At 68.0% G+C, this 19747-nt stretch carries 12 protein-coding genes; 9 read left to right on the top strand and 3 right to left on the bottom strand.

Annotated elements, in window-relative coordinates; all coding sequences use genetic code 11:
* Window positions 1-200: 200 nt before the first annotated feature.
* Complete coding sequence (locus TX76_RS06175) at window positions 201-1172, top strand: ornithine cyclodeaminase family protein (protein WP_049900440.1); 972 nt, start codon at window positions 201-203, stop codon at window positions 1170-1172.
* A gap of 77 nt (window positions 1173-1249) precedes the next feature.
* On the opposite strand, the gene TX76_RS06170 is transcribed toward TX76_RS06175, so the two are convergent.
* Entirely contained in the window at window positions 1250-2314 is a 1065-nt protein-coding gene (locus TX76_RS06170) for an anthranilate phosphoribosyltransferase (RefSeq protein ID WP_049900438.1), read from the bottom strand.
* A gap of 290 nt (window positions 2315-2604) precedes the next feature.
* Here TX76_RS06170 and TX76_RS06165 point away from each other — a divergent pair, with 290 nt between their 5' ends.
* Window positions 2605-4104, top strand: coding sequence for a sodium:solute symporter family protein (locus tag TX76_RS06165; protein ID WP_049900436.1), 1500 nt, complete (start codon window positions 2605-2607; stop codon window positions 4102-4104).
* A 121-nt stretch (window positions 4105-4225) separates the two neighbouring features.
* Here TX76_RS06165 and TX76_RS06160 read toward each other — a convergent pair whose 3' ends face one another.
* Window positions 4226-5101: an SDR family oxidoreductase gene (locus TX76_RS06160; RefSeq protein WP_049900434.1), complete on the bottom strand. Its 876-nt coding sequence runs from the start codon at window positions 5099-5101 to the stop codon at window positions 4226-4228.
* 76 nt (window positions 5102-5177) lie between these two features.
* Here TX76_RS06160 and ahbB point away from each other — a divergent pair, with 76 nt between their 5' ends.
* Window positions 5178-6218, top strand: a complete 1041-nt coding sequence (gene ahbB, locus TX76_RS06155) for a siroheme decarboxylase subunit beta (protein WP_049900430.1) — start codon at window positions 5178-5180, stop codon at window positions 6216-6218.
* 298 nt (window positions 6219-6516) lie between these two features.
* Here the strand turns inward: ahbB and TX76_RS06150 are convergent, their stop codons facing one another.
* Window positions 6517-7083 carry a thioredoxin family protein gene (locus TX76_RS06150; RefSeq protein ID WP_049900427.1) on the bottom strand — a complete coding sequence of 189 codons (567 nt, stop codon included), beginning with the start codon at window positions 7081-7083 and terminating at the stop codon, window positions 6517-6519.
* Between the two features lie 124 nt (window positions 7084-7207).
* Between TX76_RS06150 and TX76_RS06145 the strand changes: the two genes are divergently transcribed.
* The 6 genes from TX76_RS06145 to TX76_RS06120 all read left to right on the top strand — a co-directional run bounded on the left by TX76_RS06145 (window position 7208) and on the right by TX76_RS06120 (window position 19747).
* Window positions 7208-11740 carry a PAS domain S-box protein gene (locus TX76_RS06145; RefSeq protein ID WP_049900425.1) on the top strand — a complete coding sequence of 1511 codons (4533 nt, stop codon included), beginning with the start codon at window positions 7208-7210 and terminating at the stop codon, window positions 11738-11740.
* Window positions 11741-11955: 215 nt separating this feature from the next.
* Window positions 11956-13611 carry a bacterio-opsin activator domain-containing protein gene (locus tag TX76_RS06140; RefSeq protein ID WP_049900422.1) on the top strand — a complete coding sequence of 552 codons (1656 nt, stop codon included), beginning with the start codon at window positions 11956-11958 and terminating at the stop codon, window positions 13609-13611.
* A 64-nt stretch (window positions 13612-13675) separates the two neighbouring features.
* A complete protein-coding gene (locus TX76_RS06135; protein ID WP_049900420.1) occupies window positions 13676-14167 on the top strand; it encodes an Lrp/AsnC family transcriptional regulator in 492 nt (163 codons plus the stop codon).
* Between the two features lie 55 nt (window positions 14168-14222).
* A complete protein-coding gene (locus TX76_RS06130; protein WP_049900823.1) occupies window positions 14223-15362 on the top strand; it encodes a pyridoxal phosphate-dependent aminotransferase in 1140 nt (379 codons plus the stop codon).
* A gap of 126 nt (window positions 15363-15488) precedes the next feature.
* Window positions 15489-17705, top strand: a complete 2217-nt coding sequence (locus TX76_RS06125) for a type II/IV secretion system ATPase subunit (RefSeq protein ID WP_228842321.1) — start codon at window positions 15489-15491, stop codon at window positions 17703-17705.
* Window positions 17702-19747, top strand: a complete 2046-nt coding sequence (locus TX76_RS06120) for a type II secretion system F family protein (protein WP_049900417.1) — start codon at window positions 17702-17704, stop codon at window positions 19745-19747. The genes TX76_RS06125 and TX76_RS06120 overlap by 4 nt, the downstream gene beginning before the upstream one ends.

The raw sequence follows: 19747 nt of genomic DNA, 5'->3' as shown, positions 1-19747 counted from the left end.
CGGCTTTCGAGAGTTTTGCAGGCCGAATGAGTCGACAAGCATGTGATTATCACCGTCGTTGAAACGGACCGAAGAAGCCACTTTCCCCGCGAAGAATTACTATTTTAGTCGCTCCAGACGGGGCATTCTTCTTAGGATTATCTGAACACTACCCACCAGAACGGGGAAACCCATAACCCGGTCGCTGGCGAGGCGAACGCATGGTCCTGGTGCTCACCGACGCCGAGATCGACGAGGTGCTCGCCCTCGAATCGCTCGCCAGCGAGGTCGAGCACGCGCTCGTCAAGCAGGCCGCGGGGGAGGTCGAACGCCCGGAACGCCCCCACTACCCGGTCGGCGAAGGACTCGACTCCGACGACCCCCTCGGAACGGGCCTCGTAATGCCCGCGTACGTCCACGGTGAGGACTACTTCGCGACGAAACTCGCCAGCATCCACGAGGGCAACGCCGAGCGCGGGCTGTCGACGCTCCACGCCCAGATCGTGCTCGCCGACGCACGCACCGGCGAGCCCGTCGCCTTCCTCGATGGGACGCGGATCACCAACGCGCGAACCGGCTGCATCGGCGGCCTCGCGGCCCGCGAACTCGCGACCGACCCAGTTCGAATCGGCGTCGTCGGGGCGGGCGCGCAGGCGCGGTGGCAGACCAGGGCCATTGCCGCGCTGTGCGACGTCGAGAGCGTCGCCGTCTACTCGCCGAGCGACTCGAAACACGAGTGTGTCGACGTTCTCGACGAGGAAGGAATCCCGGCGAAAGCCGCCGAATCCGCCGTCGACGCCGTCCGCGACAAGGACGTGGTCGTGACGGCGACCACGAACACCGACCCGGTGTTCCCGGCCGACGCGCTCGGACCCGGCACGCTCGTGGTGGCGATCGGAGCGTACGAGTCGGGGATGCAGGAGCTCGAACCCGCGGTGTTCGATCGCGCGGCGCGCGTGTTCGGGGATGTCCCCGAGGAGGCGGCGACGACCGGCGACATCGCCGCAACGTCGCTGACCGCTGCCGATTTCGTCCCGATGGCGGCGCTGTTCGAGGAGGGTGTGGGTCGGGAGTCCGCCGAGGAGATCGTCGTGGTCGAGAGCGTCGGGTCGGCGGTGTTCGACGTCGCCGCGGCCACGGCGATTTACGAGGCGGCGCAGGAAACGGGGCTCGGCACGGACCTTGCGCTCTGATCGACCCAGAGGAGGCTGGCAGTCGACCGGCGAAGAACTGGTCGGCCGAACGGGTTCCGTTCGCCGTCTCGACGGACTCAGAATGCGCGCAGTTCGTCGAGGACCGCTGCGGCGCTCCCGTCGGCGATGGCGTCGCGGGCCATCGCAAGCCCCTCGTCGAGCGAATCACAGTCCTCGCGGGCGTAGATCCGGAACGCGCCGTTGAGCGCGATCGCGTCGGCGAACGCTCCATCACGCTCGCCCGCGAGCACCGCCTCCGTGATCCGTGCGGAATCGCTCGCAACGTCGTCGACCCCGAGATCGTCGCTTTCGAAGTCCATCCCGTACTCGGGAGTCTCGATTGTGAAATCGTCGAGGTCGCCGTCCTCGCCCACCGCGACCGTCGTCGATCCCGGCCGGATATCGTCGTACCCCTCCATCCCCTGGAACATCACGACACGGGGAACGTCGTAGCGCTCGCTCGTTTCGAAGGTGTCGATGATGCGCTTCGCGTAGGGAAGATGGTAGAAACTGCCGAGGTGGACGTCGGCTCCCGACGGATTGGCGAGCGTTTCGATAGTGTTGACGAACGTCCGGACACCCATCATGCCCCGGCGCTCGGCGAGCGCGTCGATACCCGGATTGAACGCCGGCTGGTAGTAGAATCCGAACCCGGTCTCGTCGACCATCGCGGCGCTCTCCGTTGGTTCGATCTCGGTCCGGATCTCCAAGGCGTCGAGCACGTGCTTGTAGGCGTCCTGTTTCTGCGTGGGGACGCGATCGCCCGAGTGGGCGACGACCGAGGTGCCGGCCGCGGCAGCGACCACGCCTGCCCCGACCCCGAGGATCGCGGAGCGTCCCTTGCCGTCGTAGTTCGCGCCGCAGTCGACGGGATCACAGTCGGGGGCGGCGAACTCCACCGACTCGTCGGCCATCACGTCGATGTACGCCGCGAGTTCGTCGGGCGTGTTGCGTTTCCAGCGGTTGGCGAGCCAGAACGCGCCGAGGGTGGTGTCGTCAGGTTCGCGGTCGAGAATCCGCGCCATCGCCTCGCTGGCCTGCTCGCGCGTCATGTCGTCGGCGGACTTGTGTCCCGAGCCGACGACCTCGGTCATCAGCCGCTTCAGCGGCCACTCGCCGTGTCGTTCGGTGGTTTGAGCCATAGCGGTCGATAGCGGATGCGCAGGCAAAAGCGTCCGGTCTCCGACGGACGCGGCTTCGAGTTGCGCTCCATCGCACACGGATCGGTCGAGCGATAGCGTGTGCCGGCTCAACGCTTTTGAGAGATACTATCTATCATACAGTGTGATACGATTCCGTCGACGCCCCGCGACGAGGCGCTCCGGACGGATGAGGGTAGACGAAGCCGGTTTCCGGCCAGTGGTCGTGGGAGAGAACACCGATTCGTGGCACCAGGATCGGATAGTGTGGTCGAATCCCGGGAGCAGACACGATGGTACGGCTCGCTGACCCGATCGTCCTCACGATGGGGGCGTACTTCGTGGGGACCGTTCTCATCGCGTGGTGGTTCGGCAGAGGGGCCGGGTCGGGATACGTCGAGTTCACCCTCGCGGGGAAGAACCTCGATTTGCTCCCGTTCACGATGACGTACTTCGCGACGTTCGTCGGCGGCGGGCTCACGATGGGGATCGCCCAGAAGGCGTTCATCGACGGAATCAGCGCGCAGTGGTACGCGATGACCCAGGGGCTCGCGTGGATGACGATCTCGCTGTTCATCGGCGCGCTCTACTCGTTCGACGTCGTCAGCGTCCCCGACCTCCTCGGGCGCGCGTTCGGCGACCGAACCAGGTACTTCGCGGCGCTCTTCACGCTGATCGGCCAGATCTCGCTGACCGCGGCCCAGACCATCGGGATGGCGTCGATCATCACCACGGTGACCGACGTGTCCCTGGAGGTCGGCTTTTGGCTGAGCACTCTCGTGTTCGTCGGCGTCACCGTCTGGGGCGGGATGAGTTCGGTCGCGTGGGCGGACACCCTCCACGGCATCATCATCATCGTCGGCATGGCCATCGCCATCCCGGTCGCTCTCTTGAACGTGGGTGGCGTGGGGGCGGTCACGAGTCAGCTCCCGGCGGCGGGCACGAACTGGTTCGGCGTCGGCCTCGTCCAGATCGGGAGCTGGTATCTGCTCTATCTCACCGTCGCCGGCGCACAACAGCACCTCCTCCAGCGGACCTGGGCCGCGAAGAACGCCCGCGTCGCGCGGTTCGGGATCTTCCTCTCGGGCCTCGTCATCACCGGCTACGGCGTCCTCACCGCCACGGCGGGACTCATCGCCAACGCCCAGGGTGCGGCCATCGACTCGTCGCTGGCGTTCGCGTGGACGCTCGAAAACACGCTCCCGCCCGTTCTCGCCGGGCTGCTCCTCGCGGCCGCCATCGGCGGGGTGATGAGCGGGGCGGACTCGTTCCTCCTCGCGGGAGCGACCACCTTCGTGAACGATCTGTACCTGCCGTACCGGGGCGGCACCGGGAACGTCTCGGCGGCACACCTGGTGCGGATGACGCGTGCGGCGATCCTCGTCTTCGGCATCGGGGCGGCGGCGATCGCGCTCAGCGGGATCAGGATCATCGCCGTCGAGAGCATCGGCCTCGGGATCATGTCAGTGCTGTTCGCCGGCGTCGTCGCGCTGTTCTGGGACGGCACCAAGCGCGAGGCGGGGCTCCCCGGGTTCGTCGTCGGCGGGGTCGTCTTTGCTATCTGGCACTTCGCGCTCGGGGAGCCGGCGCTGTTCGGGCAGGGCCCGCTCGAATCCGCGGTTCCGGCCACGGCGAGCGCGCTCGTCACCATCGTCGGAGTCAGTTACCTGAGCGACGGCACGTCCTTCTCGATCGAGGAGATCCGTCGGACCGCGGCACGGGACATGGAACGGTTCTCGGTGGGCGACGCGACCGGTCTGGGTGAGGAGGGTCCCGCCACCGACGACGATTGATAAGGACTGTTGTGACTGTGTACCGGTATTCGCCGACCCCGTGACGGCGAACTACCGGAATGACTCACAACAGTCCCTATGACGGTGTGCTGGATCGGCAGCACGGAACGACTGTCCCCGATCACGGCCACGCTGGATCGACACCGACGAGATCGGCACTCACCTCCCAGAGACGTTCGCGGAGTTGCTTGTCGTGGGTGCGGGGATCGGGATCGACGCGCTCGCGTCCTTCGAAGTACGCGCCGTTGGTTTCAGACACCTCGGACGCGGCGGCGAGCCGAACGAGGCCGTCGGCGGCGTCTTCCGTCGTGACCCCAACGAACGGGAGCCGTGCGGCGACGGCCGTGGCGGCGCGGACGGGCAGCGAGGCGTCGCGGTAGAGCCCGCTGCCGGGAACGAACCCGGGATGAACGGCGTTCGCGGTCACGTCCGTCCCGTCGAGGCGCGCGGCGAGTTCGAGGATGAACAGCAGGTTCGCGAGCTTCGAGCGCGCGTAGGCGTCGAGCGCGTCGTAGTCCGTTTCGAGCTGGAGATCGTCGAGATCGATCGCGCCACGACGATGTACCGTCGAGGAGGTGCTGACGACACGGGCTGGTGCGGACGTGCGGAGCGCGTCGAGCAGTTCGTGGGCGAGGAGATACGGAGCGAGATGGTTGACCGCGAGCGTTTTCTCGCACCCGTCGTCGGTGATCCGGCGCTCGTCGTGCGAGCAGGCGGCGTTGTGGAGCAGGACGTCGAGGCGGTCGTAGCGCTCGTGGAACGCGTCGGCGAGCCCGCGGACGGCGTCCATCGTGGCGAGGTCCGCACGGACGAACGCGCCCTCGCCGCCCGCGTGCTCGATCTCGTCGACGGCTGCCCGGCCGCGCTCACGCGAGCGCCCGGTCACGACGACGGTCGCGCCGCGGCCGCCGAGCCGTCTGGCCGCGACGCGCCCGATGCCGCCGGTTGCGCCGGTCACGAGCACGACTCGGTTCGTCATGTCCTCGCCGTTGGTCATGGCCTGACTGGGTGGGTGAGTGGGATAGTTCCGCCGAACCGATAGACGGTTGTGTCGACGACTCCTCCCCTTCTCAATGAGTTCGCTGGCGGAGGACTGGCGCGCCGATCTCGATGATGTCGACGCCGCGCTCATCGACGGCTATCAGAGCGGGTTCCCGGTTCGCGAACGTCCCTTCGAGGTCGTCGGCGACGAGCTCGGCATCGGCGAGGCCGAGGCGCTCGCTCGGGTCGAGCGGCTGCGAGAGGCAGGCGTCTTCCGGCGGTTCGGTGCGGTCCTCAACCCACCCGTCATCGGGTCGTCGGCGCTCGCTGCAGTCCGGGCCCCCGAAGAGCGCTTCGCGGAGATCGCCGCGATCGTCAACGGCTATCGCCAGGTCAACCACAACTACCGGCGGGATCACGACTGGAACATGTGGTTCGTGGTCACTGCGGGCTCGCGCGAGACCCGCGACACGATCCTCGACGAGATCGAGTCGCGGACTGGGTCTTCGGTGCTCCGGCTCCCGATGCTGACCGATTTCTACATCGATCTCGAATTCCCGGTGGTCAACACGGATCGGTTCGCCCGGGAGGGGATCGACGAGACCGACGTCTCTCCCACTCGGATCGGTGAGGACGCGGCGGGCGATCTCACTGCGCTCGACGCACACCTACTGCTCGCGATTCAGGATGGCCTTCCGCTGACCGCGACGCCGTACCGTGACATCGCCAGCGAGATCGACGCCCCGATCGAGGACGTGCTCGACGCCATCCGCCGACTGCGCGAGGTGGGCTGTATCAAGCGGATCGGCTGCATCGTGAACCACGTCGTCACCGGGTTCGACGCGAACTGCATGGTGGTCTGGGACGTGCCCGACGACGCGCTCGACGAGCGCGGGACGGCGGCGGGCGCGCTGCCGTACGTCACCCTGTGCTATCACCGGCCGCGCCGGCCCGATCAGGACTGGCCGTACAACCTCTTCACGATGATCCACGGCCGCGAGGCCAGCGCGGTCGATGCGAAGGTCGACGAACTCGCCGCCGAGTATCTGCCGTACGGCCACGAGCGGCTGTACTCCACGGAGACGCTGAAGCAGACCGGCGCGCGCTACGACGACCTCGTTGGCGAGGGGTGAGTTTGCGGCTGCGGCGCGGTTGCGGTGCGGCGGCGGTCGGCGGTGCAGTGGCGGCCGTCGGTGCGGTCCTGGCGGATGAAGGGCGAGGTGCGCGAAGCGCGCCGAGGGCTTCGGCGGCCGGTGCGGGGGCGGTTGCGGCCGCGGGAAGTGTAGCGTCCGTGCGAGCGAAGCGAGCGCGGTTCACCGCGAGTGAGCCGAAGGCGAACGAGCGGGTGTTTTTGGTCCAGGTTTTTGGAAGGGGTTCGACCGAGCGACCGCAGGGAGCGAGGGAGGACCCCTTGTAAAAAAGTGGGTGTCTCTAGTGCCACTTGATCGAACAGCCCCGCGACGGCCGGAACTCGTGGTCGACCGGGACGCCCGCGAGCACCGACTCGATCGCGCCCGCCATCTCGAAGCCCGGCTCGCCGGAGGGCTGTTCGTCGGGGCCGTGGGCGTCGTCGAGCCGGCCGTGGTAGGCGAGTTCGAACCCGTCGTCGGTACTTTTGAATAGGAACGGGTCAGGGGTGCAGACCGCGCCGTAGGCCCGCGCGACGTCCTGGGATTCGTCGCGGAGGTAGGCGTCATAATCGATGGTGCCCTTCTCGACGAGTTCCTGCATCGTCTCGAAGGAGTCGTCGGGGTACTCGTCGGCGTCGTTGGGGTTGATCCCGACGACCGCGACGTCGTCGTAGTCGTCGGCGAGCCGATCGAGGGTGTCGAACTTCGCCTGGGCGTAGGGACAGTGGTTGCAGGTGAAGACGACGAGCAGCGCCTTGTGGTCGGCGAAGTCGGCGAGCGAACGGGTGTCACCATCGGTGTCGGGGAGTTCGAAGTCGGGGGCCGCGTCGCCACGTTCGAGTTCGCGTTCGGACTGTTCGAGGGTCACGGCCGTCCCACGTGCCCGAGGCCCAAAGATGGCTCGACACCGACCGGGGGTATCGCATCGTTTCGTGTCGTCGAACGGCGCAGATAGGTTTTTGTCACCGGCGGCGCACCCGGCAGTAACGAGCATGGACGAAGGGATCGCGGTGTTGTTGGTCGACGACGAGCCGGCGATCGCGGAACTCGCGGCGACGCATCTCGAACGGCTGCGCGACGGATTCGAGGTGACGGTCGTCGAGCGCGGCGAGGTCGCGCTCTCGACGTTCGAGCGCGACCCGGCGGCGTTCGACTGCATCGTGAGCGACTACACGATGCCGGGTCTGGACGGGCTCGAACTCCTCGCCGCGGTGCGCGAGATCGACGCCGACCGGCCGTTCGTGCTGTTCACCGGGAAGGGAAGCGAGGAGATCGCGAGCGAGGCGGTCTCGGCGGGCGTCACCGACTACCTCCAGAAGGGGACCGGTCCGGAACGGTACGAGCTGCTCGCCAACCGGATCGAGAACGCGGTCGAGGCCCACCGCGCGGAGCGCCGGGCGGACGAACTCGCCCGCATCAACGGCGTGATCAGCGACGTCCAGCGCGAACTCGTCCGCGAGTCGACCCGCGAGGCGATCGAGGAGCAGGTCTGTGCGCGTCTGGCTCAGTCGACACCGTACACGCTCGCGTGGATCGGCGAGCCGAACGACGAGAGTCGGGTCGAGATCCACGAACGCGCGGGGTCCGGGACGGCGTATCTCGACGAGATCGCCGTCCGGGCCGACGACACGCCTCGTGGTCGCGGTCCCGCCGGGCTGGCGCTCCGTTCCGGGGACGTTCAAACCACGCGGAACCTCGCCGAGGACGAGACATTCGAGCCGTGGGCCGAAACCGCCGACCGCCACGGCCACGAGTCGGTGATCGCGCTGCCGCTCTCGTACGACGAGGTCGAGTACGGCGTTCTCGCCGTCTATTCGAGCCGGCGGTACGCGTTCGGCGAGGAGGAGCGGACCGCGCTCGCGGAGCTCGCGGGCACGATCGGCCAGGCGATCCACGCGGCCGAGACCCGTGCCGAACTCGAACGCCGGGAGCGCGAACTCCGCGAGGAGCGCGCGGTCGCGGAGGGCGTGTTCGACGCGATCCCCGACGCGATCTACGCGTTCGACGCCGGCGGTCGGATGCTCCGGTGGAACGACGCGTTCGCCGCGACGGTCGGGTACGACGACGAGACGATCGCGGGGATGAACGCCCTGGAGTTCGTTCCCGAGGCCGACCGCGACCTGATCGAAGAGCAGATCGAGACGGTCGTCGAGCGCGGCGAGGCCGTCACTGTCGAGTCGGCGTTCGTCACTGCCGAGGGCGAGGCGATCCCCCACGAGTTCAGCGGCGCGCCGCTCACCGACGGCGAATCGGTGTACGGGGTGATCGGTTCCGGTCGCGACATCGCCGAGCGCAGACGCCGCGAGGCGGCGGTCGCGGCGCTCCACGAGTCGACGCGCGAGCTCGTTCGCCGGGACGACGAGGCGGGCGTCGCGGCGGCCACCATCGAGGCCGCGGCGGAGGTGCTCGACTTCTCGATCACGGCGGTGCGGCTGCGCGATCCGGAGACCGACGCGCTCGAACCCGTGGCGGTGCCCGACGCGACGAAGCGGGTGCTCGGCGAACGGCCCACCCTCGACCGCGGCGAGGCACTGCCGTGGCGCGCGCTCGAATCGAGCGAACCCGTGCTGACCGCCGGCAGCGTCGCCGAGCACGGCGCGAACGACCTCCCGCTCCGGAGTGCGATGTACGTCCCGATCGGCGACCACGGCACGCTGAGCATCGGCTCGCTCGACGGCGAGTTCGACGACGTCGACGTCAGGCTCGCCGAGGTGCTCGCGGCGAACGCGGCGGTCGCGTTCGATCGGGTCGGCCGCGAGGCGGAGCTGCGACGCCACGAGCGGATGCTCGACGCCGCCGGCGACGGCATCTACGCGCTCGACACCGACGGTCGGTTCACCACCGTCAACGACACGATCGTCGCGAAGACCGGCTACGCGCGCGAGGAGCTGCTCGGCGAGCACGTCTCGACGTTCCTCGACGAGCGCGACGTCGAGCACGGCCGGACGCTGATCCGCGATCTGCTCTCACGTGACTCGTCCGGTGACGTCAGCGATTCGTTCGGGGCCACCGTCCACACCGCCGACGGCGACACCTTCCCGTGTGAGTTCCAGATCACGCTGCTGCCGAGGCCCGACGACGAGTTCCGGGGCACCGTCGGCGTGATCCGCGACGTCACCGAGCGCAAGGAGCGCGAGCGGGAGCTGGAGCGCTACGAGACGATGGTCGAGACCGCACCCGTCGGGATGTTCGTGGTCGACGCCGAGGGGACGGTCGTCGGGGGGAACGATCGGGCGGGGTCGATGGCGGGCTACCCCATGACGGAGCTCCGCGGAAAGCCGTTCCGGACGCTCGTCGAGGACGGGATCGTTCCGCCGGAGAGCATCGAGAAGTACACTGCGACGGTCCGGGACCTGCTCTCGGCGGACGCGGAGCACACGACCGGGACGTACGAACTCCCCGTCACTCCGCCCGACGGGGAGCGGCGCACGCTCCGGATCCGGGTCTCGTTGCTTCCCTACGACACGGCGTTCGAGGGGTCCGTCATGATCTGTGAGGACGTCACCGAGCGCAAGCAGCGCGAGCGCGAGATCGAGACGGCACGGTCGCGCTTCCGGGCGTTGGCGGAGAACACCACGCTCGCGGTCGTCACCATCGACGCCGACAGCACGGTGCGGTACGCGAACGACGCCGTCGAGGACGTGTTCGGGTACGACGCCGCCGAACTCGAGGGCGAGTCGCTCACGACGGTCATGCCCGAGCGACTCCACGATCGCCACTTCGAGGGGCTCAGCCGGTATCTCCGGGAGCGATCCAAGCATCTCGACTGGGAGTGGATCGAGCTGCCCGGCCGACACCGGGACGGCCACGAGATCGAACTCGGCGTCTCCTTCGGCGAGCACGTCGCCGATGGCGAGCACCGCTTCACCGCCACGATCAGGGACATCACCGACCGGAAGCGCCACGAGGCGGCGATCGGAACGCTCCACGACGCGACCCGGGAGATGATCGACGCGGCCGACCGCGACGGGATCGCCGAGATCGCCGTCGCGACGGTCGAGCGCGTGCTCGACATGCCGATGTGCGGCGTCTGGCTCCACGAGCAAGCCGAGGGAGTGCTCCGCCCGGCAGCGATCTCCAAGCACGGCGAGGAGCTGTTCGGATCGGCCCCGACGTACACCGGTGGCGGGAGTCTGTCGTGGCAGGCGTTCGAGGACGGCGAGACCCGTCGATACGACCACGTCGACCGCGAGACGGACGTCTACGATCCCGAGACGCCGATCCGGAGCGAGATCGTCGTCCCGCTCGGCGAGTACGGCGTGTTGAACATCGGTTCGACCGAGGAGGCGGCGTTCGACGACGACGACGTCTCGCTCGCGAAGCTCCTCGCCACCAACACCGAGGCGGCGCTCTCGCGCGCGGACCGCGAGCGACAGCTCGTCGCCGAGCACGACCGGCTCGCGGCGCTGTTCGAGAACGTTCCCGACGCCGCGATCCGCTACGACCTGATCGACGGCGAACCGATCGTTCGGGACGTCAACACGGCGTTCGAGGAGGTCTTCGGGTACGCGGCCGACACGGTGGCCGGCGAGAACATCGACGAGTTCATCGTCCCGGCCGAGCACGACGCCGAGGCCGACGACCTCAACGGGCGACTGCTGGCCGGCGAGCGCCTCCGGACGACTGCACGCCGTCAAACGGCCGACGGGGTGCGTGATTTCCTGTTGCACGTGGTGCCGATAAAGCTCGACGAGCGCAACGCCGAGGGGTACTCGATCTACACCGACATCACCGACCAGCAGCGCCGCCAGCGCGAGCTCGAACGCCAGAACGAGCTGCTGGAGGAGTTCGCGAGCGTCATCAGCCACGACCTCCGGAACCCGCTGAGCGTCGCGCGCGGCCGGCTCGAACTCGCCCGCGAGGAGCACTCCTCCGAGCACCACGACGGGATCGACGCCGCCCTCACGCGGATGAACGACCTGATCGAGGACGTGCTCACGCTCGCGCGCCAGGGCCGGGTGATCGGCGCAACCGAGCCCGTCTCGCTCGGGCCGATCGCCGAGGCGGCGTGGCACACCGTGGGCACCGAGGCCGCGAGCCTCACGCTCGGCGATCTCGGCGAGATCGACGCCGACCCCGACCGGCTCGCCCGGCTGTTCGAGAACCTGTTCCGGAATTGCGTGGAGCATGGCTCCACGTACCCCCCTTCGCAAGCCCAGGGGGACGCCGTCGAACACGGTCCGACGAGCAGTCGGCCCGAGGCCGGCGACGCCGCCGACCGCTCCGATGACGTGGCGGTGCGGGTCGGTCCGATCGAGACGGAGCACCCGTCGACGCGGGTCTCGTCGACCGACCGCGTCGACGGGTTCTTCGTCGCGGACGACGGACCGGGCATCCCCGAAGACGAGCGCGAGAGCGTGTTCGAGGGCGGCTACTCCACGACCGACGACGGCACCGGGCTGGGGCTCTCGATCGTGCGCTCGATCGCCGAGGCCCACGACTGGACGGTGACCGCCACGGAGAGCGACGCGGGCGGCGCGCGCTTCGAGATCCGGACGGGGACGCCCGAGGAGAGCGACTCGTGACTCGACCGACGCCGGCGGTCTCATCGGCTTTCACACGCCCGTCGGCGGGGTGCGCTCCGCGAACTCGACCAACCACGACGCCGACCCGGCGATGTCGAAAACATCGACGAGCGGAGGGGCGGAGTTTCGGCGGCCGGCCGGCGGCCGACGCCGGTGAACTGGGTGCGAGCTGACAGGCGATATATTAATACGTCGAGCGAAATATATTTGACTGGATGTCATCGGACGCCGAGGAGGGGGTGACCGACCCGATCCGCGTACTGTTCGTGGACGACGAGGAGCGCCTCGTCGAGTTCGCCGCCCGATACCTCGAGGACCTCCGGGAGGCGTTCGTCGTCGATACCGAAACCAGCGCCGCCGACGCCCTCGACAGACTCGACCGCGAAGGACCGCCCGACTGCATCGTGAGCGACTACCGGATGCCGAGGATCGATGGGCTGGAGTTCCTCGAAGCGGTCCGCGAGGAGCACTCGAACGTTCCGTTCGTCCTCTCGACGGGGAAAGGGTCGGAGGCGGTGGCGAGCGAAGCGATCTCGGCGGGCGTCACCGACTACCTCCGGAAGGACACCGGCACCGACCAGTACGCAGTGCTCGCGAACCGGATCGAGAACGCGGTGGCCCAGCGCCGGGCGGAGCAGGCGCTGGCCGAGCGCGAGCGCCGCCTCGCCGCCCAGCGCGACGAGCTCGCGACGCTCGATCGGATCAACGCGGTCATCGAGGGGATCATCGGCGACCTCGCCGCCGCGGCGACGCGCGCGGAGATCGAACGCACGATCTGTGAGCGCCTCGCCGCCTCGACGCTCTACGGGTTCGCGTGGATCGCCGAGCGCGGCGCGGGCGGCGATCTCGCGGTGCGGACCGGGGCCGGTGTCGGCGACACGGACCTCGACGAGTTGGGTGTCGCGGCCGACGGCGGAGCCGCCACGGCACCGGCCGAACGCGCCCTCGAAACGGGGCGTGTCGAGGTGCTCGACGCCACCCACGAACCGCTCGCCGAGGGGTGTCACGCCGCGACCGATCACGAGCATCGATCGGTCGCGGCCATCCCGCTGACCCACGAGAGCCTGGTGTACGGCGTGCTCGCGGTGTACGCCGACCGCCGGAACGCCTTCAGTGAGCGCGAGCAGTCCGGGTTCGCGGTGCTCGGCGAGATCGCCGGGTTCGCGATCAACGCCACCCAGAACGCCCAGCTCCTGCTCTCGGACACCGCGGTCGCGCTCGAGATCCGCGTGACCGACGGCCCGGCGTTCGCCACCCTCCTCACCGAACGCCTCGACTGTCGCTATCGCCTCGACGGCGTCGTTCCCGGTGCCGAGGGGACGGTCCTCCAGTACGTCGTCGTCGAGGGCGCAGCGCCGGAGCGCGTGCTCGAAGTCGCCGACGAGTCGGCGCTCGTCGCCGAGGCGCGACTCGTCACCGAGCGCGAGGCGGGTGGCGTCTTCGAACTCGCCATCACCGACTCGCCCGTGAGCGCGCTGATCGAGGTCGGCAGCACGGTCCGGGAGTTCACGGCCGAGAACGGCGAGGCGCAGGTGGTGGCGGAGATCGCGGCCGACACCGACGTCCGCACCGTGATCGACGCGTTCGAGCGGGCGTATCCGGATTCGGTGCTGCTGTCGAAACGGACCGTCGAGCTCCCGCTCCGAACCGAGGGCACCTTTCGCCAGGCGCTCGACGAGCGCCTCACCCAGAAGCAGCGCTCCGCGCTGCGGGCGGCGTACTTCGCGGGCTACTACGACTGGCCCCGCGGGTCGACCGCCGAGCAGGTCGCGAGCTCGATGGGGATCACCTCGCCGACCCTCCACAACCACCTCCGGAAGGCCCAGCGCGAGCTCGCGCGGACGTTCCTCGAAGACGATCCCGACGCGTAGCGCGCGGCGGTCGTGGGCCACCCGTGGCGGAACGCTTTTGCGTTGGGGTGGTCGCCTCGGTAGTATGAGCGTTCGTGACGAGGTGCTCTCGCTGCTCTGTGAGAACGCCCGCCACTCGACCGCCGACCTCGCGCGACTGACCGACGCCGACGAGAGCGAGGTCGAAACGGCGATCGAGGAGCTCGAGGCCGAGGGCGTGATCCGGGGGTACGGAGCGGTCGTCGACTGGCGACGGACCGACGACGAGCCGGTGCGCGCGCTCGTCGAGTGCAACGTCACGCTCGATCGCGAGACGGGCTACGACGACATCGCCGACCGACTCGCGAGATTTCCGGAGGTCGAGTCGCTCCGGCTGGTCAGCGGCGACTACGACTTCTCGATGGGGGTGCGCGCCGACTCGATGGGCGAGGTCTCGCGGTTCGTCTCCGAGAAGGTCGCGCCGGTGCCCGAGATCACCCAGACCGTGACCCACTACCTGATGGCGACCTACAAGGAGAACGGGGTCGAGTTCCGCGACGGCCACGACGACGACGACCGGCTGTCGGTCTCCCCATGATCGCCGAAACGGCAGAGCCGTTTCGAGCTCACCCTCGCCACCGGAGGTGGCTCACGTGAAACCGTCGGAGCGCACCCAGCGCGTTCCCCCCTCGGGGATCCGGCGCTTTTTCGAACTCGCCGAGGAGATCGAGGACGTGATCTCGCTCGGGGTGGGCGAGCCCGACTTCACCGCGCCGTGGAGCGCGCGCGAGGCCGCCATCGACTCCCTGGAGCGCGGGAAGACCTCCTACACCGCGAACCGCGGGATGAGCGATCTCAGGGACGCGATCGCCGCGAACGTCGAGGAACGGTACGCCCTCGATTACGACCCCGACGAGGAGATCGTCGTGACCGCGGGCGCGTCGGAGGCGATCGACGTCGCCTTTCGCGCGCTGGTCGATCCCGGCGATCGCGTCGCGGTCGCCCAGCCGTCGTACATCTCGTACGTGCCGGGCGTGATCTTCGCCGGCGGCGAGCCGCTTCGCGTGCCGACCCGTGAGGCCGACGACTTCAAACTCACCCCCGAGGTTCTCGACGCACACGATGCGGGGGCGGCCGACGCGCTGGTGCTCTGTTACCCGAACAACCCGACCGGCGCGATCATGACCCGCGAGGAGCTCGCGCCGATCGCCGACTTCGCCCGCGAGCACGACCTCACCGTTCTCTCGGACGAGATCTACGCCGAGCTCACCTATGGGACCGATCACACCTCGATCGCGACGTTGCCGGGCATGCGCGAGCGCACGGTCGTGTTCAACGGGTTCTCGAAGGCCTACGCGATGACCGGCCTCCGGCTCGGTTACGCGCTCGCCCCGCCCGAGACGATCCGGGCGATGAACCGGATCCACCAGTACTCCTTGCTTTCGGCCCCGACGACCGCCCAGTACGCCGCGCTTGACGCGCTCGAACACGGGGACAGCGCGGTGACGGAGATGCGCACCCAGTACGACCGCCGCCGCCGGTTCGTGCTCTCGCGCTTCGCCGAGCTGGGGATCGAGTGTTTCGAGGCCGAAGGGGCCTTTTACGTCTTCCCCGAGAGCCCGTGGCCGGACGCCGAGGCGTTCGCGGAGGCGCTGCTCGACGAGACGGGCGTGGCGGTCGTGCCAGGCGACGTCTTCGGTGCGGGCGGCGAGGGCCACCTCCGGGTGTCGTACGCCACCGGTCTCGACGACCTCCGCGAGGCGATGGCCCGGATCGAGGCGTTTCTGGAGTAGGCCACGCCTCCGGCCGTAGCGAGTGGTGAACGGACCGAAGATCGGGCCGACGGTCGAACGCGACGGTCTGACTGGTGCGAACACCTCGGGACAACGTTTTTGTGCTGTAGCGATCAAGCATTAGTAATGGGAAGCGGTGAGTTAACCGACTCCGGGGACGAAACCGAGGGCGGGGCGGCCCGAGGGAAACCGGTCGAGAGCTGGGGCGGTGGGGCGGGGGCGACCGAGCGGATCGAGGCCGCGGTGGAGATCGCGAGCACGCTCGCTCGGGTCGTCGACACCCGAACCGTGGACACCGATCCGGCGGTCGACGAGGACACCTTTTTCGCGACCGCGGACGGGCGGACCACGGTCGCCAACCGCTACGATCTCGCGAAGGCGGTCCCGGTCGAAAAGCGCGCGCACTTTCGGGAAGTGACGCGCTACTGGGTCAACAAGCCCTACGCGTTCGTGGTGATCTTCCACTCCACGAAGGAGAACGAGGAGAAGTACTACCTCGTCGAGCCCCACGTCACGGAAATCGAGGCCGACCTCGAGGAGTTCCTGACCCGGAAGCTGAAGACCGCGATCAAGTATTCGAGCGACGAGGTCGCCGTCGAGGGGAGCGACGCCGACCGCGGGGGAGTCATCGAGACCGAGACCGCCAGGCTGCTCGATCGCTACGGCCTGTACGACGGCTCGATCGCCGGCGCTGGCGAGTCGGGAGTGATCGCCAGGCTGAAGCGCGCGCTCGGGATGGGGGCGGACGACACCGACGACGAAGAGCGGGTCGGCGATTTCGACGGGATCGCGGCACGCCCCGAGGCCGTAGTGCTCGAAGAGGACGCGACGGAGCTCACGGAGTACCAGGTCGAGAAGCTGCTCTACCGGCTCAAACGCGACTTCATCGGCTACGGCCGGATCGACGGGATCAAACACGACGTCAACGTCGAGGACATCTCGTGTGACGGGTACAACAGCCCCGTCTTCGCCTATCACTCCGACCGCGAACAGCTGATCACCAACGTCTACCACGGCGAGGACGAGCTGGACGATTTCGTCGTCAAGCTCGCCCAGCGCTCGGGCAAGGGGATCTCGAAGCGCCAGCCCCAGGTCGACGCTACCCTGCCGGACGGGTCGCGCGCCCAGCTCACGCTCGGCTACGAGGTCTCCGATCACGGCACGAACTACACCATCCGACAGTTCAAGGACGTCCCGTTTACGCCGATCGACCTCATCAACTGGGGCACCTTCAGTCTGGAGGAGATGGCGTACGTCTGGCTCTGCATCGAGAACAACAAGTCGATGCTCTTTGCGGGCGGCACGGCGTCAGGGAAGACCACCAGCCTGAACGCGGTGTCACTCTTCATCCCGAGCAAGGCGAAGATCGTCTCGATCGAGGACACGAGAGAGCTCGAGATCCCCCAGCGCAACTGGGTCGCCTCGGTCACGCGGCCGTCGTTCAGCGCGGACGACGCGGGCGACGTCGACGAGTTCAAGCTGCTGGAGGCGGGCCTGCGCCAGCGCCCGGACTACATCCTGATGGGCGAGGTCCGGGGCGAGGAGGGCCGGACGCTCTTTCAGGTCATGTCGACGGGCCACACCACGCTCACCACCTTCCACGCCGACAACGTCGGCGAGGTCATCAAGCGCTTCACCACCGACCCGATCAACGTCTCGAAGACGCTGTTCACCGCCCTCGACCTCGTGAGCATCCAGACCGCGACTCGCGTGCGGGGGCAGAAGGTCCGCCGGAACAAGGGACTGACCGAGATCAACTACTACGACGCCGAGAACGACGAGATCAACGTCCAGGACGTGTTCCAGTGGCAGGCCGAGACCGACGAGTTCCTCCGGATGGGGAGCTCGACCACCTTGGAGGAGATCAAGTTCGATCGCGGCTGGGATCAGGAGCGCCTCTCCTCTGAACTGTTCCAGCGGAAGGTCGTCCTCGCCTACCTGATCGACAACGGACTCAACACCTACACCGAGGCCGCAGCGACGCTCCAGGCGTTCATCAACGATCCCGACACGATCCTCGGGCTGATCGCGAACGATCGGTTGGAGGAGAGCCTCGACGACCTCCGCGGGATGGAGAGCGTGCTGATCGACACCGATCCGGCTGCGGAGGCGATGGTGCCACGGCCCGACCCCAACGAGGAGCTCCGGAGCCTGACGGGCGCGATCCTGGATGAGGCCGACGACCGGCTGTTCGACGAGTACCGACAGCAGGCGACGCCGCAGCTCACCGCCGCGCTCGCCGACGGAGGGTCGGAGACTCGGGACGGCGACCGTGAGCCGGGCGCTGGCGTCGAGAGCGGCGAACCCGCCGGAACCGACGACGGCGCGGAGGGCGGGGAGTGAGCCACGAGGCCGCGAACGCGGGGTACGAGGGTGGATCGAGCACGCTCGGCGATCGGTTCTACCCGCTCTACCGCCGGCTGTTCAACGAGGACGGCGACTTCGTCGACGACATGGAGCGGAAGATCGCGGAGGCGCGGATGGGCGACACCGTCGAGATGTACCTCTCGCGCGCGCTCGCGATCGGTGTCATCACCGGCGCGCTGCTGTGGTTCGTCGCCACCCTCGCCGGCTACGCCGTCGTGGAGCTGTTCGTCACCGAGACGCCGAAGCTGACCGATCTCCGGATCTTCTACGGCACGGCGCTCGACGTGTTCGAGGCGATCAAGATCCCGCTGCTCGTCGCGGTCTCGGGTCTCGTCTTCGGACTCGTCGGCTTCGCGTTCGGGTTCGGCGCGCTGATCGCGATCCCGTACTTCCGGGCGAGCTCTCGGAAACGCGAGATCAACATGCTGCTCGCGGACTCGGTCTCCTTTATGTACGCGCTCTCGATCGGCGGGCTGAACCAGCTCGAGATCTTCGAGGCGATGGCCGAGGCCGACGACACCTACGGCGAGGTCGCAAAGGAGTTCGAGAGCATCTATCTCGAAACCGAGTACTTCGACACCGACTATCGGACGGCGATCAGAAAGCAGACCGCGCGGACGCCGAGCGAGGAGCTGGGGCAGTTCCTCACGGACATGCTCTCGATCATCGACTCCGGCGGCGACATGACCGACTTCCTGAAGGACAAGAAGGACAAGCATCTCCGGACCACCAAACAGGAGCAGTCCCTCGTGCTCGAAACGCTCGAGCTCTTTGGCGAAATGTACATCACGCTCTCGGTGTTTCCGCTCCTGCTCATCATCATCCTCGTGGTGATGAGCATGATCGGTGGCTCCCAGACCACGCTGCTGTACGTCACCGTCTACGCGCTGATCCCGCTGATCGCGATCGGGTTCATGATCCTGGTCTCGACGGTCCAGCAGGACGAGGTCGGCGACGGCTACCTCCGCCCGGACGGCGTCGAGGGCGAGTGGGCCGGGAAATCGGGACTCGGGCGGATCACGGATCTCGGTGTCGTCGAGCGTTACGCCGGTACGCACGCCGTGTTCGATCGGATCCGGGATCGTGAGGGGACCTATCAGACGGCGAAGCTGCTCGAACGACCCCACCTGTTCTTCCGGGATCACCCGCTCGCGGTGCTCGCGCTCACGATCCCGGCGACGATCGTGCTGCTCGGGTTCGCGTTCGCCTCGGGTGCCGCGCCGACCTCGGTCGAGGGGTTCATCGCGAGACCGATCAGTGCCACCGTCGTGTGGATGTACGTGCCGCTGTATCTGAACCTCCTGCCGCTCGCGGTGTTCTACGAGTGGAACGTCCGGTCGCGCCGGCGGATCACCGGCAAGCTCTCCGAGAGCCTGCGGAAACTGTCGAGCGCGAACAGCACCGGACTCACGCTGCTGGAGTCCCTTCGATTGGTCTCGGACACCTCCTCGGGTCGGCTCGCCGACGAGTTCCGGACGATGCACGCGAAGGTGAACTACGGGACGAACCTGACCACGGCGCTGGTCGAGTTCAACAACAAGTATCACATCCCGCGGCTCGCCCGGACGGTCAACGTGATCAGTCACGCCCAGGAGGCCTCCAGCCAGATCACGGAGGTGCTCACCACGGCGGCGCGCGCGAGCGAGAACCAGGACGACCTCGAACGCGAGCGCCGGTCGCGCGCCCGGATGCAGGTCGCGATCATCGTGATGACCTTTTTCACGCTGCTCGGGGTGATGGCGATGCTGGAGGTCAACTTCCTCGGCGCGATGGCGAGCACGGGCCAGGAGGCGAGCGCGAGCAGCGGGTCGGCGAGCGGAGGTGCGGGTGGCCCGGCGAGCTTCGGGAGCAACGTCGACGTGGACCTGATGGGCATGCTCTTTTTCCACGCGGTGACGATCCAGGGGATCATGTCGGGGTTCATCGCGGGCTACATCCGGAGCGGCGACTTGCTGACCGGGACGAAGTTCGCGGTGGTCCTCCCGACGGTCTCGCTGCTGGTGTTTGCGGTGATCTAA

The organism is Halococcus agarilyticus, assembly GCF_000334895.1.
GTDB classification, from domain to species: Archaea; Halobacteriota; Halobacteria; order Halobacteriales; family Halococcaceae; genus Halococcus; species Halococcus agarilyticus.
Note: the sequence above shows the minus strand (reverse complement) of the source record. Positions and strands in the feature narration are given on the sequence as shown.

Excerpts from the sequence above, each read along its gene's own strand:
- TX76_RS06175 (WP_049900440.1), top strand. The coding sequence starts at position 201 with ATGGTCCTGGTGCTCACCGACGCCGAGATCGACGAGGTGCTCGCCCTC.
- TX76_RS06170 (WP_049900438.1), bottom strand. The coding sequence starts at position 2,314 with ATGGCTCAAACCACCGAACGACACGGCGAGTGGCCGCTGAAGCGGCTG.
- TX76_RS06165 (WP_049900436.1), top strand. The coding sequence starts at position 2,605 with ATGGTACGGCTCGCTGACCCGATCGTCCTCACGATGGGGGCGTACTTC.
- TX76_RS06160 (WP_049900434.1), bottom strand. The coding sequence starts at position 5,101 with ATGACCAACGGCGAGGACATGACGAACCGAGTCGTGCTCGTGACCGGC.
- ahbB (WP_049900430.1), top strand. The coding sequence starts at position 5,178 with ATGAGTTCGCTGGCGGAGGACTGGCGCGCCGATCTCGATGATGTCGAC.
- TX76_RS06145 (WP_049900425.1), top strand. The coding sequence starts at position 7,208 with ATGGACGAAGGGATCGCGGTGTTGTTGGTCGACGACGAGCCGGCGATC.
- TX76_RS06140 (WP_049900422.1), top strand. The coding sequence starts at position 11,956 with ATGTCATCGGACGCCGAGGAGGGGGTGACCGACCCGATCCGCGTACTG.
- TX76_RS06135 (WP_049900420.1), top strand. The coding sequence starts at position 13,676 with ATGAGCGTTCGTGACGAGGTGCTCTCGCTGCTCTGTGAGAACGCCCGC.
- TX76_RS06125 (WP_228842321.1), top strand. The coding sequence starts at position 15,489 with ATGGGAAGCGGTGAGTTAACCGACTCCGGGGACGAAACCGAGGGCGGG.